This is a genomic window from Mesorhizobium sp. ESP6-5 (genome assembly GCF_020164695.1).
GTDB classification, from domain to species: domain Bacteria; phylum Pseudomonadota; class Alphaproteobacteria; order Rhizobiales; family Rhizobiaceae; genus Mesorhizobium; species Mesorhizobium australicum.
The window spans coordinates 213,685-226,047 of the sequence record NZ_JAIUGR010000004.1 but is presented as its reverse complement, the minus strand read 5'-3'; the positions used below and the strand labels follow the sequence as shown (position 1 = coordinate 226,047).

Sequence of the window (12,363 nt, the reverse complement as noted above, 5' to 3'; positions counted from 1 at the left end):
CTCCGTATGTCCGCGGCTCAGTTCTTCTTCAGGAACTTGTCGATGTTGGCCGGCGTGACCAGCTGGAACGGGACATAGACCTTGTGCTCGACCTTCTCGCCCTTGGCGAGCTTCAGCGCGGCATCCAGCGCCCCCGCGCCCTGGCCGGCGGCGTCCTGGAAGACGGTGGCATCAAGGTCGCCCGCCTGCATGGCGGCAAGCGCGTCCTGGGTGGCGTCGACGCCGCCGACGACAACCGACTTCATGTCGATGTTGGCGGCCTTCATCGCCTGGATGGCGCCGATGGCGCTTTCGTCATTGTTGGCAATGACGCCGTCGAACTTCTTGCCGGTCGACAGCCAGTTGGTCATCAGGTTCTGCGCCTGGTCGCGATCCCAGTTCGAGGTCTGCTTGTCGATGATCTTGATGAAGCTGCAGTCCGGTGTGGCGATGACATCGTCGATGTCCTTGGTGCGCTGCACGGCGGCCTGGTTGGAAAGCTCGCCCATGATCACATAGACATTGGCTTCCTTCTTGCCGGCTTCCTTGAACAGGCGGCAGACTTCCTTGGTTTCGAGCGTGCCGGAATCGGCCTCGTTCGAGGCGACGAAGGCCTGGTTGTCTGGCAGCGTGTCGACATTGACCGGCTGGCGGTTGACATAGACCAGCGGGATCTTGGCCGCGGCCGCCGCATCCGACATCGCCTGCGTGGCCGAGGTGTCGACCGGGTTGACGATGATGGCGTCGACGCCCGAAGCGGCGAAGTTCTTGATCTGGTCGAGTTGCTTGGCGACGTCGTTCTGCGCGTCCTCGACCTGCAACTCGACGCCGCTCATGCCCTTGGCCTGCTCGATCATGCCGTTGCGCAGCACGGTGAGGAAATTGTCGTCGAACTTGGCCATCGACACGCCGATCTTGGCGGCCATGGCCGATGAACTCATCAGCGCCGCGAAGGCGACGCCCAAAAGCAGTTTCTTCATTGTATTTCTCCTCCACTTTTGGTGTCCGGTTGCACCGATCTCTCCGGAATCCCCGTTCTGCCTGGGGAATCTCTCCCGATTACCGTCTCTCTCCCCGGGTTGCGCCTGCCGTTTGCTGGAACGCCAAGGCCTCTTGATGAAACAGATGTTCCGGAACGAAAGAACCAAAATACGTGACTGGTGAAATATTTATTCCATTTGCTCGGGAGGCGTCAAGGGAGATTCCAGAACCGGATGTGCGATTTTGGCGGACACGGGAATGCGGTGCGGAGCCGACGGCGTCTGCGCGCCGGGTCCATTCCTTGGATGCCGTCGGCGGGCGATGGCATGGCGTTCAGAAATGCCAGATGTCTCTCTGCAACAAGAGGTCGAGCGGCGCTCTCCAGACCCTGCACGACGCCGCCTGCTTCACCTGCCGTTCGACACTGAGCTTGCCGTTGAGATCGAAGAAAGCTCCAATTCGCCTTCGGGCATGGAGCTTCTTTCCCCTGGTACTGTAGTTGCGGATCGGCAGCCAGTGGCGGCTGATCGTTCGCCCATCCTGGGATAGCGCGACGCCGGTACAGAATTGTTCCGGGGTGTGCAAATGCACGATTTCACTGACTTTCTCGCTGGCCGCGTATGCTCGCTCCAGCGCCGGAATGTTGTGATGATGAACGCCAAGGACGCCGCTCGCCCACATCGTTTCATCTCCGATCAGGATGCGGCCTCCAATGGAGAGCCCCTCGCCTTCGAGCGAGCGATAGGGAGCCTTTGGGCGCCCTTCGCACCGCCACATTATCGAGGACAAGGCTGAAATTCGGTTGAAACAGCGCGATATGTCGCCGGTCGGATACATGTCCGCATCCATGAAGAACAGGCGCTCGCAACGTTGAAGCAGATCGATGATGCCGGCGGCCTTGATGCCAAATCTGTATCGATTGCCGAAGGACATCTCGGTCTGTCTCTGGGCCGTGAGCTCGATCGCTTCGATGGGGTAGCCGTCGAAAATGGAGGGTCGGTCGGTCAGCACCGTGATCCTGGCACCCGGGCAATAGTGAAGCAAGCGAAGCGCGCTGAACAGCGCGCCGCGCGCATAGAGCTCGTCGCTCCCAAAAGCGATATACCCAAACCCATCCCCGTCCATTGGGTATGTATATATTAGCGATCGGTAATGCGTCAATTTGGATGCAGGTCGGGCGCTATGCTTTAGGCCAAAGCTCGCTAGATGTTCTCGGGCAGGTAGATGTCGAACGGCAGGAAGGTCTGGCCGGGTGCGTTGGCCGCGCCCGTCTCGATGGCATGCGCCATGAGGCCGAGCAGTTCGCGGCACAAGGCAGCCAGCGGCGTGGAGATCACCATGGTCAGCACCCCATCCGCCAGGGCGGACCGCGAGACCGCCGATATCTCGTTGCAGACGACCGCCGGCATCTCGGCGGGCCTAGCCTGCCGCAGCGCCGCGACCGCGCCTTCCATGCCGCCGCCCGCGACGTAGCAGCCGACGAGGTCCGGGTGGCGGCCGAGCAGGTCGAGCAGCGTGTCCTGCGTGATCTGGTTGGCCTCGAGATTGACCAGCGTTTCCAGCAAGGTGAAGTCCGGCGCCTGCTCGCGGAAGAAGGAGCGGAAGCCGATCTCGCGCAGTTCATGGCCGTGGAAGCGGTGGCTGCCGACGAAGAGCGCGACCTTGCCCGGCCGCTTCGCCGCCTTGGAGATCATCCAGGCCGCGGTGCGGCCGACCTTGCGGTTGTCAAGGCCGACATAGCCCTCGCGAATGCCGGCCGCGAAGTCGGACAGCAGGGAAAAGACCGGCAATCCCTTGGCCTTCATCTCCTCGACGGTGACCGTCAGCGCCGGATGATCGGGCCCGACCAGGGCGACCGCCCTGCATTTGGCCGCCAGCTTGCGCGTGCGCTCGACGATTTCATCCGGCGTCAGCGAACTGGCGAAGTCGATGATGGCGACGCCGCGGAAGCGCTGCGATTGCGACACCGCGAGTTCGAGCTGCCGCGCGAACTCCGTGTAGAAGACGTCGTTGCCTCTCAAAAGCAGGAAGCCTAGCCGGTATTCCGGCAGCTCGTGGCGCATCCTCTGCTTGATCAGGCCGGCGGCATGATAGCCGATCTCGGTCGCGGTCTCGTAGACGCGGCGCGCCGTTTCCTCGCGCACCGGCAAGCGATTGTTGAGCACGCGGTCCACCGTGGCGACACTGACGCCGGAGACGCGCGCCAGATCAGTGATGGTCGGCCGTTTCGCCATGATCGTCCCCGCTCGATTGCCTGATATCGATACCTTACTTTGATAGGAAATGATAGAAACTATCTTTGTGATGTTGAGTCTATCATGGCGCGGCGTTATTTCTGGGTATCGAGCCCGTTGCCTTGGGAGGCAATCATGACCGCAGCGCCGTCCCGGCGTGACTACAGCCTGATCGGCCGCGACGCCCGGCTTGCCGTCGAGAACGGCCTGTCGGCCGCCGAGTGGTATCACACCGACATTCCCCGCAAGCAGATGAAGGAACTGATGCAGCGCTCCGATGGCCCGGCGATCCGCGACACCGCGATGTGGCTGACCGCCCTCATCGTCAGCGGCGCCGGCGGTGCCTGGTTCTGGGGCAGCTGGTGGTGCGTGCCGTTCTTCTTCGTCTATGGCGTGCTCTACGGCTCGTCGACCGATTCACGCTGGCACGAATGCGGCCACGGAACCGCGTTCCGCACACAGTGGATGAATGACGCGGTCTATCAGATCGCCTGTTTCATGATCATGCGCAACCCGGTGACCTGGCGCTGGAGCCACACGCGCCATCACACCGACACCATCATCGTCGGCCGCGATCCCGAGATCTCGGTGATGCGGCCGCCGGACCTGGCGCGCCTCGTCCTCGGTTTTGTCGGCGTGCTCGACGCCTGGCACGCGATGTCGGACATGCTGCGCAACGCCGCAGGCAACATCAGCGCTGCGGAAAAAACCTTCATTCCCGAACAGGAGCAGCCCAAGGCGATCCATATTGCCCGCATCTGGACGGCGATCTATGCAGCGACTATCGCGCTGGCACTCTATACCGGGTCGTTCCTGCCTTTGATGCTGGTCGGCCTGCCCCGGCTCTACGGCGCCTGGCATCATGTGATGGTCGGCCTGCTGCAGCATGGCGGCCTTGCCGACAACGTCACCGATCATCGGCTGAACAGCCGTACCGTCTACATGAACCCGATCAGCCGCTTCATCTACTGGAACATGAATTACCATGTCGAGCATCACATGTTCCCGATGGTGCCCTACCATGCGCTGCCCAGGCTGCACGCGCTGATCAAGCACGATTTGCCGGCGCCGACGCCCTCGATCCTGGCCGGTTACCGCGAGATGATCCCGGCCTTCCGCCGCCAGCTGCGCAACGAGGATTATTTCCTCAAGCGCGAGCTGCCGCCGACCGCCAGGCCGTACCGCGAGGAATTCCACAACGACATCGTCGCCGCGGCGGCGCAATGACATCCGACGACTCAAGGGAGGACTGAATGAGCGATTGGGTCGAGGCCTGTGCCGCCGGTGACATCGACGAAGAAGATGTGATGCGCTTCGATCATGGCGGGCGTACCTTCGCCATCTATCGCAGCGCTGACGACGATTATTTCGCCACCGACGGACTTTGCACGCATGAGAAGGTGCATCTCGCCGACGGGCTGGTGATGGACGACATCATCGAATGCCCCAAGCACAATGGCCGCTTCAACTACAAGACGGGCGCGGCCAGGGGCGCGCCGGTCTGCGTCAACCTAAGGACCTATCCGGTCAAGGTCGACGCCGGCAAAGTGCTGGTTCAGATCGGGTAAAGGGCATGGCGCCGGGAATGGTGATCATCGGGGCCGGCGAATGCGGCGGACGGGCAGCACTGACGCTGCGCGATCTCGGCTATGACGGGCCGGTGACGCTGGTCGGCGACGAGCCGCATCTGCCCTATGAGAGGCCACCTCTGTCCAAGGAGGCGATGGCCAGCGACGCGCCTGCAATCAAGGCGATCGCCAGCGACGAAATCCTGGCGGGAAAAGCGATCCGGCATATCCATTCCGTTCAGGCGATCGCGATCGATCGCGCGGCGCACACGGTGCGCCTGTCCGACGGCTCGGTGCTGCCCTACGACAAGCTGCTGCTGGCCACTGGCTCGACCCCACGCAAGCTGCCGATGCCTGGCCTTGGCGGGCGCTGCGTCTATCTCAGGACCTTCGCCGATGCGCTGGCCATCCGCGCTCATCTCAGCGCCGGCAATCGCATCGCCGTCATCGGCGGCGGCTTCATCGGCCTCGAGCTTGCCGCGGCGGCGCGCAAGCTCGGCACAGATGTCACCGTCATCGAGGCGCAGTCGCGCATCCTGATGCGCGGCGTTCCGGCCGAGATCGCCGAAATCACCCATGACGCGCATGTCGCCGAGGGTGTCGACGTGATCTGTGGGGAAGGCATCTCCGCCGTCGCCGACGACGGCAAGGAGGTGCGGGTGACGCTCGCCGGCGGCCGGGAGATCATTGCCGACCTCGCCGTGATCGGCATCGGCGCCGTGCCGGTGACCGGACTGGCGGCGGGGGCCGGCCTGGCCATCGAAAACGGCATCGCGGTCGACGCAGAACTGCGCAGCAGCGATCCCGACATCTTCGCCGCCGGCGACTGCTGCTCGTTCCCGCTTGCCATCTATGGCGGCCGCCGCGTGCGGCTGGAAGCCTGGCGCAACGCGCAGGAACAGGGCGCACTGGCGGCCAGGAACATGCTGGGCGCCGGCGAGCCGCATGCCGCGGTGCCGTGGTTCTGGTCGGATCAGTATGGCCTGTCCCTGCAGATCGCGGGATTATCCGACGAAGGCCGTAGCACCGTGCGCCGCGATCTCGGTGACGGCGCCTTCATCCTCTTTCATCTGGCCGAGGACGGCAGGCTGGTGGCGGCCAGCGGCATCGGCCCGGGCAATGCGGTGGCGCGCGACATCAGGCTGGCCGAGATGCTGATCGCGAAGCGGGCAAAACCGTCGGCGGACGCGCTGGGATCGCCTGAAGTCAAGCTGAAGGCGTTGCTGGCGGCATAGGGGTCGTGCACCTTGTGGATGTCGGCGCCGCCCCTCATCTGCCTGCCGGCATCTTCTCCCCGTAGAACGGGGAGAAGGGGGCTATGGCAACCTCGCCGCAATTCATGCACCGATTGGCGAAATCATTGATGACAGCGTCTTTCTCCCCGTCACTACACGGGGAGAAATGTCCGGCAGGACAATGAGGGGCGGCGCGGCTTTGGCAAATCAACGTCAGCGCGCCGGGTCCGCCCTAAAACAGCGCCTTCAGCTCCGGCAATTTGTCGTTGACCAGCCAGCCGTAATAATTCTCTTCCGGCAGCTTCTCCGGCTCGCCGGTGGCGCGGCGTTTTTCGTTTTCCACCTTCAGCGCATAAGCGCGCTGTTCCGGATTGCCGACATTGTAGAGCGTGGCGGTCAGGCCCGGATTGCCCGAAATGTCGAAGCCGGCGATGCTCTTATAGGCGTCGATCGACTTCCTGATCGTCGCGGCGACGTAAGGAAGCGTCAGGTCCGGATCCATGATGGTCTTGTAGACCGAATTGGGATCGGAGACGTCGAGCTTCGGCAAGCCGGAGACCTTGTGCACGAGATCGCTCATCTGCAGGGCGGTGAGCGGGTTGAGCTGGCCGAGACCGAAGGTCTGGCCGGCATAATAGGGCTGGAAGAAGGTGGCGCCGAAGCGGTTGTCGGGGAAATCCTCGCCGCCGACGGTCTTGCCGCGAAACGAGCGGTTCCAAACCTGTTCGCGGCATTCCCACAGATCGTAGCTGTCCGAAATCGCGGCGCACTTCCTGAATTCCGGCCGCTGCACGAAATCGGTGATGTCCTCACCATCATAGGCGAAGGAGAGCTTGCTCGAGAGGTAGGAGATCGCCTTGACATAATAGGTCTGCAGCCGGTCATAGGCGTCGACATTGTAGGTGTGCTCGCCGACGATGGCGCCGACGATGTGCATCGGGTCGATGCCATAGGCGCTTGCCGCCTTCTTGATCTTGCCGCGCAGGTCGGGGTCGTTCTGCAACAGCGCGTAGACCTTGCGATACTTCGCCTGGAAGCTGGTGTTGGTCGCCTGGGTGCGGCGACTGGAGGCGCCGGGAATGTCGGGCTGCTCGGCATTGCGGTTTCCCGGCGGCACCAATGTCGCCGCGTCGGCGGCGAACAGCGTCGCCGCCAGCGTCAAGCCGAGAATGACCAGGATGAGTTTTTTCATGCGCCGCCGCCTAGAGAATTGCCGCGCAAACTAGGTAAAGCACCTGGTCGAGTCGAGAGCGCCTCTTCATCCGGCGAGACGAAAGGTGGCCAGATGGTACCATCTGGCCACACATGGCTCCTGCCGGAGTTTGTACTCGATGCCGCGCCGGACCGCTCCGGCGTCTTCGTTCAGAGGATGAACCGCGACAGATCGGTGTTTCTGGAGAGGTCTCCGACATGCTTCTGCACATAAGCAGCATCGATGGTGACGGCCGTGCCGTTGCGGTCGGGCGCATCATAGGAGATCTCGTCCAGCACTCGCTCCATCACCGTCTGCAGCCGCCGCGCGCCGATATTCTCGATGCTGGCATTGAGGTCGACGGCGACGCCGGCCAGCGAATCGATGGCGTCGTCGGTGAAGGTCAGCTCGACGCCCTCGGTTTTCATCAGCGCGATATACTGCTTGATCAGGCTGGCCTCGGTCTCGGTCAGGATGCGGACGAAATCGTCCTTCTCCAGCGCACGCAGTTCGACGCGGATCGGCAGGCGACCCTGCAATTCCGGCAACAGGTCTGACGGCTTCGAGACGTGAAACGCACCCGAGGCGATGAACAGGATGTGGTCCGTCTTCAACGGCCCGTATTTGGTCGCCACCGTGGTGCCCTCGACCAGCGGCAGCAGGTCGCGCTGCACGCCTTCGCGCGAGGGGCCGCCCGAAATGTCCGACCTGGCGGCAATCTTGTCGATCTCGTCGAGGAAGACGATGCCGTCATTTTCCGCTGCGTCCAGAGCCCGGCGCACCACCTCGTCCTGGTCCAGCAACTTGTCGGACTCGTCGCTGACCAGCAGGTCGTAGGACTCCTTCACCGTCGTCTTGCGCAGCTTGGTCTTCTTGCCGCCCATTGCCTTCGACAGCATGTCGTTGATGTTGAGCACGCCGATATTGGCGCCCGGCATGCCGGGAATTTCGAAGCCGGGCATGCCGCCATTGCCGGTGTCGGCCACCTCGATTTCGATTTCCTTGTCGTCGAGTTCGCCGTCGCGCAGCTTCTTGCGGAAACTATCGCGCGTCGCCGGGCTCGCCGTCTTGCCGACCAACGCTTCCAGCACGCGTTCCTCGGCGTTGACATGGGCGCGTGCCTTCACGTCCTCGCGCATCTTTTCGCGCACCAGCCCGATGGCGATTTCGACCAGGTCACGGATGATCTGCTCGACGTCGCGGCCGACATAGCCGACTTCGGTGAACTTGGTCGCCTCGACCTTGACGAAAGGCGCGCCGGCCAGCCGGGCCAGGCGGCGCGAGATCTCGGTCTTGCCGACGCCGGTCGGGCCGATCATCAGGATGTTCTTCGGCATCACCTCTTCGCGCATCTGGCCTTCGAGCTGCTGGCGGCGCCAGCGGTTGCGCAAGGCAATGGCCACGGCGCGCTTGGCGTCCTTCTGGCCGATGATGAAGCGGTCGAGTTCCGAAACGATTTCGCGGGGAGAAAATGTGCTCATATCACTGAATTCCACTTTGCCACTGCTTGATGGCCTCGAACGGATGCAGCAGCATGATCACGTTGAGTGTAAGATTGTCCCGGATAAGATAGCCGGTACCCAGTTCGAAGAGGATGGCGAGGCTGACGATCACCCATATAGGTAGCCTTCGCGCCATCACAAATCCCAGCACCATGGCCAGTGTGTCGGACACCGAATTGATGATCGAGTCGCCGTAATAATCGAGCGAAATGGTGCCGGCGCGGTAGCGCTCGATGATGAACGGGCTGTTTTCGAGGATTTCCCAGCCGCCCTCGACGAGGACGGCGAATGCCAGCCGCAAGCCAATCGGCGAGCGCGGGAACAGGAACCGGGCCAGCGCATAGAACAGGAAGCCGTGGATGATGTGCGAGAAAGTGTACCAGTCCGAAATGTGCTGGGAGTTCTCCGAACTGTTCACCACGCCATGCCACAGCTTGACATAGCCGCAGGTGCAGATCGGCGGATGGCCCATCAGATAGAGCGTGAGAGCCTGGGCGACGAGCAGGCCGGCGACGATCAGCAGCCCCATCCGCCAGCTGTCTTCGTAGGCCGAAAGGCCCTTGTCCTCGCTGGATGTGACCATGCCCTGGATTACCCCTCTTGCGCGTCTTCGGCATCGATCGCCATCAGCACGACGTCGCCATGGATCGACTGCCTGCGATCAATGGCCCGGAATCCCGCCTTTTCATAGGCGCGGATGGCCCTGAGATTGGCGGGGTCGGGATCGATGATGACACGCGGCACGCCTTCTTCGAACAGGTCTTCGACGAACTGACGCACGATGGCTGAGCCATGGCCGATGCCGATCAATTCCGGCCGGCCGATCGAGACATCGATGCCCAGCGTGCCGAACGGCTGATCGGCATAGGGATGGCCGTCTTCCATGTGCGGGTCATAGCTCTGCAGATAGGCGATCGGCTTTCCGTCGAGCTCAACGATCAGCGGCTCGACGGAAATCGAGTCTATGTGATCGGCAATCTCCGCGATTTCCGTCACGGGGTCGTCCCACCACTCTGCGACATGCGGCTCGGCGAGCCAGCCGGCGATCATCGGGAGATCCTTTTTGGTCACCGGCCGAAAATCGTAGCTACTTTCTCGTTTGACCATGATCTTTTCCGAAAACCGGTTCCCACCTTGCGGGGTCATGGTCTGGGTCAGGCGGCATCGAGCGTTTCGACGACGAAATTGTTGTTGGTGTAGACGCAGATATCGGACGCGATCTGCATCGCCCTGCGGGCGATCTCCTCGGCATCCTTGTCGGTGTCCATCAGCGCGCGCGCCGCGGCCAGCGCGTAATTGCCGCCCGAACCGATTGCCATGACGCCATATTCGGGTTCCAGCACGTCGCCATTGCCGGTCAGCGCCAGCGAGACCGACTTGTCGGCGACCAGCATCATCGCCTCCAGCCGGCGCAGATAGCGGTCGGTGCGCCAGTCCTTGGCGAGCTCGACGCAGGCGCGCGTCAGTTGGTCGGGGTATTGTTCGAGCTTGGCTTCGAGGCGTTCCAGCAGCGTGAAGGCGTCGGCGGTGGCGCCCGCGAAACCGGCAATCACATTGCCGCCCTTGCCGATGCGGCGGACCTTGCGGGCATTGCCCTTCATGATGGTCTGGCCCAGGCTGACCTGGCCGTCGCCGGCGATCACCACCTTGTTGCCCTTGCGCACGGTCACGATGGTCGTGGCGTGCATGGTCAATTCATTGGACATTTCTTGGCTCCGATTCGCACCATCCCTTCAAAAGGCGATTTGGCGCGGTACGAGTGACTTGATCGGCCATATGTATGCACGGGGCCAATGATTGCAAACCGCTCGATAGCGGCCGGGATCGCAACTGGCAATCGCCGGATCATGCTGCTAGAAGGCTCTCGTTTTCAAGCCAGCGAGCGCTTGAGACCCGTGAACCGGTCACGATCTGTACCAATGGCACAAGGATAGAGTGATGGCGCCTCGTTCCGCCGATGCAAGCCGCAAGACTGGGGAAACCGACATCTCCGTGTCGATCCATGTCGACGGCTCCGGCAAATCGGACATCGCCACCGGCGTCGGCTTCTTCGACCATATGCTGGACCAGCTTTCCCGCCATTCCTTGATCGACATGACCGTCAGGGGAACGGGCGACCTGCACATAGACGACCACCACACGGTCGAGGACACCGGCATCGCGCTCGGGCAGGCCCTGAGCAAGGCGCTGGGCGAGCGGCGCGGCATCATGCGCTACGCCTCGATCGACCTTGCCATGGACGAGACGCTGACGCGCGCGGCGATCGACGTGTCGGGCCGCCCCTTCCTGGTCTGGAACGTGTCGTTCTCGTCGCCCAAGATCGGCACCTTCGACACCGAACTGGTGCGCGAATTCTTCCAGGCATTGGCGCAGAACGCCGGCATCACGCTGCATGTCACCAACCATTATGGCGCCAACAACCATCATATCGCCGAGACCTGCTTCAAGGCGGTGGCGCGCGCGCTGCGCGCCGCGCTCGAGCGCGATCCGCGCCAGCCTGACGCGGTTCCCTCCACCAAGGGTTCTTTGAAGGGATAGCCTCATGACCGCCTATGTCGTGATGGAGCCACCTGGCCGCAGCGAGAAAGTCGACACGACGACCTTAGTCCGCGACGGCTTCACCTGGCTCGGCCTGCTTGTGCCGCCGCTGTGGCTTGCCTGGCACCGGCTGTGGGTCGAAGCGGCGCTCGCCTTTGTCGTCATGGGCGTGCTGTCGATGCTTGGCGAGAGACTTGGGCTCGGTGTGGCCGGCTCGCTTTTGTCGCTGCTCGTCTCGCTCTATGTCGGACTGGAAGGACAGGGCTTGCGCATCGCGGCACTGCGCCGCCGCGGTTGGCATGAGTGGGGCGTCGTCGAGGCCGGCTGGCTCGCCGACGCCGACATGCGCTATGCCCTTGAGGTCGAAGGGCTTTCGGATGAAGCGGCACCCGCGCCGCGCATCGTCCCAGATGCCGCTTTGGCGCGCCCGGCACAGCCAGGCATGGCGCTGGGGCTGACCCACATTCCGGGACGGCGCTGAGATGCGGGTTGCGATCATCGATTACGGTTCGGGCAATCTGCGCTCGGCCACCAAGGCCTTCGAGCGCGCCGCGCGCGAGACCGGCATCGCGGCCGAGATCGACCTGACGGCCGATGCCGACCGGGTGCGCACCGCGGACCGCATCGTCCTGCCCGGCGTCGGCGCTTACGCCGATTGCGCGGCCGGCCTGCGTGCCGTGGACGGCATGTGGGAGGCGGTCGAGGACGTCGCCATCGCCAAGGGCCGGCCTTTCCTGGGAATTTGCGTCGGCATGCAGCTGATGTCCGAGCGCGGCCTCGAAAAGACCGTCACCAACGGGTTCGGCTGGATATCGGGGGACGTCAAGGAGATCACGCCTTCCGATCCGGCGCTGAAGATCCCGCAGATCGGCTGGAACACGATCGAATTGAGGCATAAGCACCCATTGTTCTCCGGCATTCCGACCGGCGCGGCGGGACTGCATGCCTATTTCGTCCACTCCTACCATCTCGACGCAAAAAAACCGGACGAGATCCTCGCGGTCGCCGACTATGGGGGCCCGGTGACGGCCACGGTCGCCCGTGACAATCTCGCTGGCACGCAGTTCCATCCTGAGAAGAGCCAGGCGCTGGGCCTGGCGCTGATCACCAATTTCCTGCGCTGGAGGCCCTGAA

At 62.9% G+C, this 12,363-nt stretch carries 14 protein-coding genes; 6 read left to right on the top strand and 8 right to left on the bottom strand.

Features of this window, described 5'->3' with window-relative positions:
* Window positions 1-17: 17 nt before the first annotated feature.
* From LB524_RS07995 to LB524_RS07985, 3 genes are all read right to left on the bottom strand, one after another.
* Window positions 18-959, bottom strand: a complete 942-nt coding sequence (locus tag LB524_RS07995; RefSeq protein ID WP_015314570.1) for a sugar ABC transporter substrate-binding protein — start codon at window positions 957-959, stop codon at window positions 18-20.
* 334 nt (window positions 960-1,293) lie between these two features.
* Window positions 1,294-2,085, bottom strand: coding sequence for a hypothetical protein (locus LB524_RS07990; protein ID WP_015314571.1), 792 nt, complete (start codon window positions 2,083-2,085; stop codon window positions 1,294-1,296).
* A gap of 77 nt (window positions 2,086-2,162) precedes the next feature.
* Complete coding sequence (locus LB524_RS07985) at window positions 2,163-3,194, bottom strand: LacI family DNA-binding transcriptional regulator (RefSeq protein WP_015314572.1); 1,032 nt, start codon at window positions 3,192-3,194, stop codon at window positions 2,163-2,165.
* 135 nt (window positions 3,195-3,329) lie between these two features.
* Here LB524_RS07985 and LB524_RS07980 point away from each other — a divergent pair, with 135 nt between their 5' ends.
* Genes LB524_RS07980 through LB524_RS07970 form a run of 3 tightly spaced genes read left to right on the top strand, consistent with a single transcriptional unit; the run spans window position 3,330 to window position 5,997 of the window.
* Window positions 3,330-4,421 (top strand): fatty acid desaturase family protein, encoded by a 1,092-nt coding sequence (locus LB524_RS07980; RefSeq protein WP_224525054.1) that lies wholly within the window; start codon window positions 3,330-3,332, stop codon window positions 4,419-4,421.
* Window positions 4,422-4,447: 26 nt separating this feature from the next.
* On the top strand, window positions 4,448-4,762 hold the full coding sequence (locus tag LB524_RS07975) for a MocE family 2Fe-2S type ferredoxin (protein WP_224525051.1): 315 nt from the start codon (window positions 4,448-4,450) through the stop codon (window positions 4,760-4,762).
* A gap of 17 nt (window positions 4,763-4,779) precedes the next feature.
* Window positions 4,780-5,997 (top strand): NAD(P)/FAD-dependent oxidoreductase, encoded by a 1,218-nt coding sequence (locus LB524_RS07970; RefSeq protein WP_224525048.1) that lies wholly within the window; start codon window positions 4,780-4,782, stop codon window positions 5,995-5,997.
* 232 nt (window positions 5,998-6,229) lie between these two features.
* Here LB524_RS07970 and LB524_RS07965 read toward each other — a convergent pair whose 3' ends face one another.
* The 5 genes from LB524_RS07965 to hslV form a co-directional block, all read right to left on the bottom strand.
* Window positions 6,230-7,189 carry a DUF1402 family protein gene (locus LB524_RS07965; protein WP_140711844.1) on the bottom strand — a complete coding sequence of 320 codons (960 nt, stop codon included), beginning with the start codon at window positions 7,187-7,189 and terminating at the stop codon, window positions 6,230-6,232.
* Between the two features lie 170 nt (window positions 7,190-7,359).
* Complete coding sequence (gene hslU / locus LB524_RS07960) at window positions 7,360-8,670, bottom strand: ATP-dependent protease ATPase subunit HslU (protein ID WP_015314577.1); 1,311 nt, start codon at window positions 8,668-8,670, stop codon at window positions 7,360-7,362.
* Window position 8,671: 1 nt separating this feature from the next.
* The gene (locus tag LB524_RS07955) at window positions 8,672-9,274 is read right to left on the bottom strand and encodes a DUF2585 domain-containing protein (protein ID WP_224525044.1); all 603 of its coding nucleotides are present in this window, start codon (window positions 9,272-9,274) and stop codon (window positions 8,672-8,674) included.
* Window positions 9,275-9,282: 8 nt separating this feature from the next.
* Entirely contained in the window at window positions 9,283-9,798 is a 516-nt protein-coding gene (locus LB524_RS07950) for a GNAT family N-acetyltransferase (protein ID WP_224525041.1), read from the bottom strand.
* A gap of 47 nt (window positions 9,799-9,845) precedes the next feature.
* A complete protein-coding gene (hslV, locus tag LB524_RS07945) occupies window positions 9,846-10,397 on the bottom strand; it encodes an ATP-dependent protease subunit HslV (RefSeq protein WP_224525036.1) in 552 nt (183 codons plus the stop codon).
* A 232-nt stretch (window positions 10,398-10,629) separates the two neighbouring features.
* On the opposite strand from hslV, the gene hisB reads away from it, so the two are divergent.
* Genes hisB through hisH form a run of 3 tightly spaced genes read left to right on the top strand, consistent with a single transcriptional unit; the run spans window position 10,630 to window position 12,362 of the window.
* On the top strand, window positions 10,630-11,229 hold the full coding sequence (gene hisB / locus LB524_RS07940; protein ID WP_224525034.1) for an imidazoleglycerol-phosphate dehydratase HisB: 600 nt from the start codon (window positions 10,630-10,632) through the stop codon (window positions 11,227-11,229).
* Window positions 11,230-11,233: 4 nt separating this feature from the next.
* Entirely contained in the window at window positions 11,234-11,710 is a 477-nt protein-coding gene (locus LB524_RS07935) for a DUF2628 domain-containing protein (RefSeq protein ID WP_224525031.1), read from the top strand.
* A gap of 1 nt (window position 11,711) precedes the next feature.
* On the top strand, window positions 11,712-12,362 hold the full coding sequence (hisH, locus tag LB524_RS07930; protein ID WP_224525028.1) for an imidazole glycerol phosphate synthase subunit HisH: 651 nt from the start codon (window positions 11,712-11,714) through the stop codon (window positions 12,360-12,362).
* Window position 12,363 lies beyond the last annotated feature (1 nt).

Bases quoted from the DNA above. Each gene is read 5' to 3' on its own strand.
- hslU (WP_015314577.1), bottom strand. From the start codon at position 8,670: ATGAGCACATTTTCTCCCCGCGAAATCGTTTCGGAACTCGACCGCTTC.
- hisB (WP_224525034.1), top strand. From the start codon at position 10,630: ATGGCGCCTCGTTCCGCCGATGCAAGCCGCAAGACTGGGGAAACCGAC.
- LB524_RS07950 (WP_224525041.1), bottom strand. From the start codon at position 9,798: ATGGTCAAACGAGAAAGTAGCTACGATTTTCGGCCGGTGACCAAAAAG.
- LB524_RS07985 (WP_015314572.1), bottom strand. From the start codon at position 3,194: ATGGCGAAACGGCCGACCATCACTGATCTGGCGCGCGTCTCCGGCGTC.
- LB524_RS07965 (WP_140711844.1), bottom strand. From the start codon at position 7,189: ATGAAAAAACTCATCCTGGTCATTCTCGGCTTGACGCTGGCGGCGACG.
- hisH (WP_224525028.1), top strand. From the start codon at position 11,712: ATGCGGGTTGCGATCATCGATTACGGTTCGGGCAATCTGCGCTCGGCC.
- LB524_RS07975 (WP_224525051.1), top strand. From the start codon at position 4,448: ATGAGCGATTGGGTCGAGGCCTGTGCCGCCGGTGACATCGACGAAGAA.
- LB524_RS07955 (WP_224525044.1), bottom strand. From the start codon at position 9,274: ATGGTCACATCCAGCGAGGACAAGGGCCTTTCGGCCTACGAAGACAGC.
- LB524_RS07980 (WP_224525054.1), top strand. From the start codon at position 3,330: ATGACCGCAGCGCCGTCCCGGCGTGACTACAGCCTGATCGGCCGCGAC.
- LB524_RS07990 (WP_015314571.1), bottom strand. From the start codon at position 2,085: ATGGACGGGGATGGGTTTGGGTATATCGCTTTTGGGAGCGACGAGCTC.
- LB524_RS07995 (WP_015314570.1), bottom strand. From the start codon at position 959: ATGAAGAAACTGCTTTTGGGCGTCGCCTTCGCGGCGCTGATGAGTTCA.
- LB524_RS07935 (WP_224525031.1), top strand. From the start codon at position 11,234: ATGACCGCCTATGTCGTGATGGAGCCACCTGGCCGCAGCGAGAAAGTC.
- hslV (WP_224525036.1), bottom strand. From the start codon at position 10,397: ATGTCCAATGAATTGACCATGCACGCCACGACCATCGTGACCGTGCGC.
- LB524_RS07970 (WP_224525048.1), top strand. From the start codon at position 4,780: ATGGTGATCATCGGGGCCGGCGAATGCGGCGGACGGGCAGCACTGACG.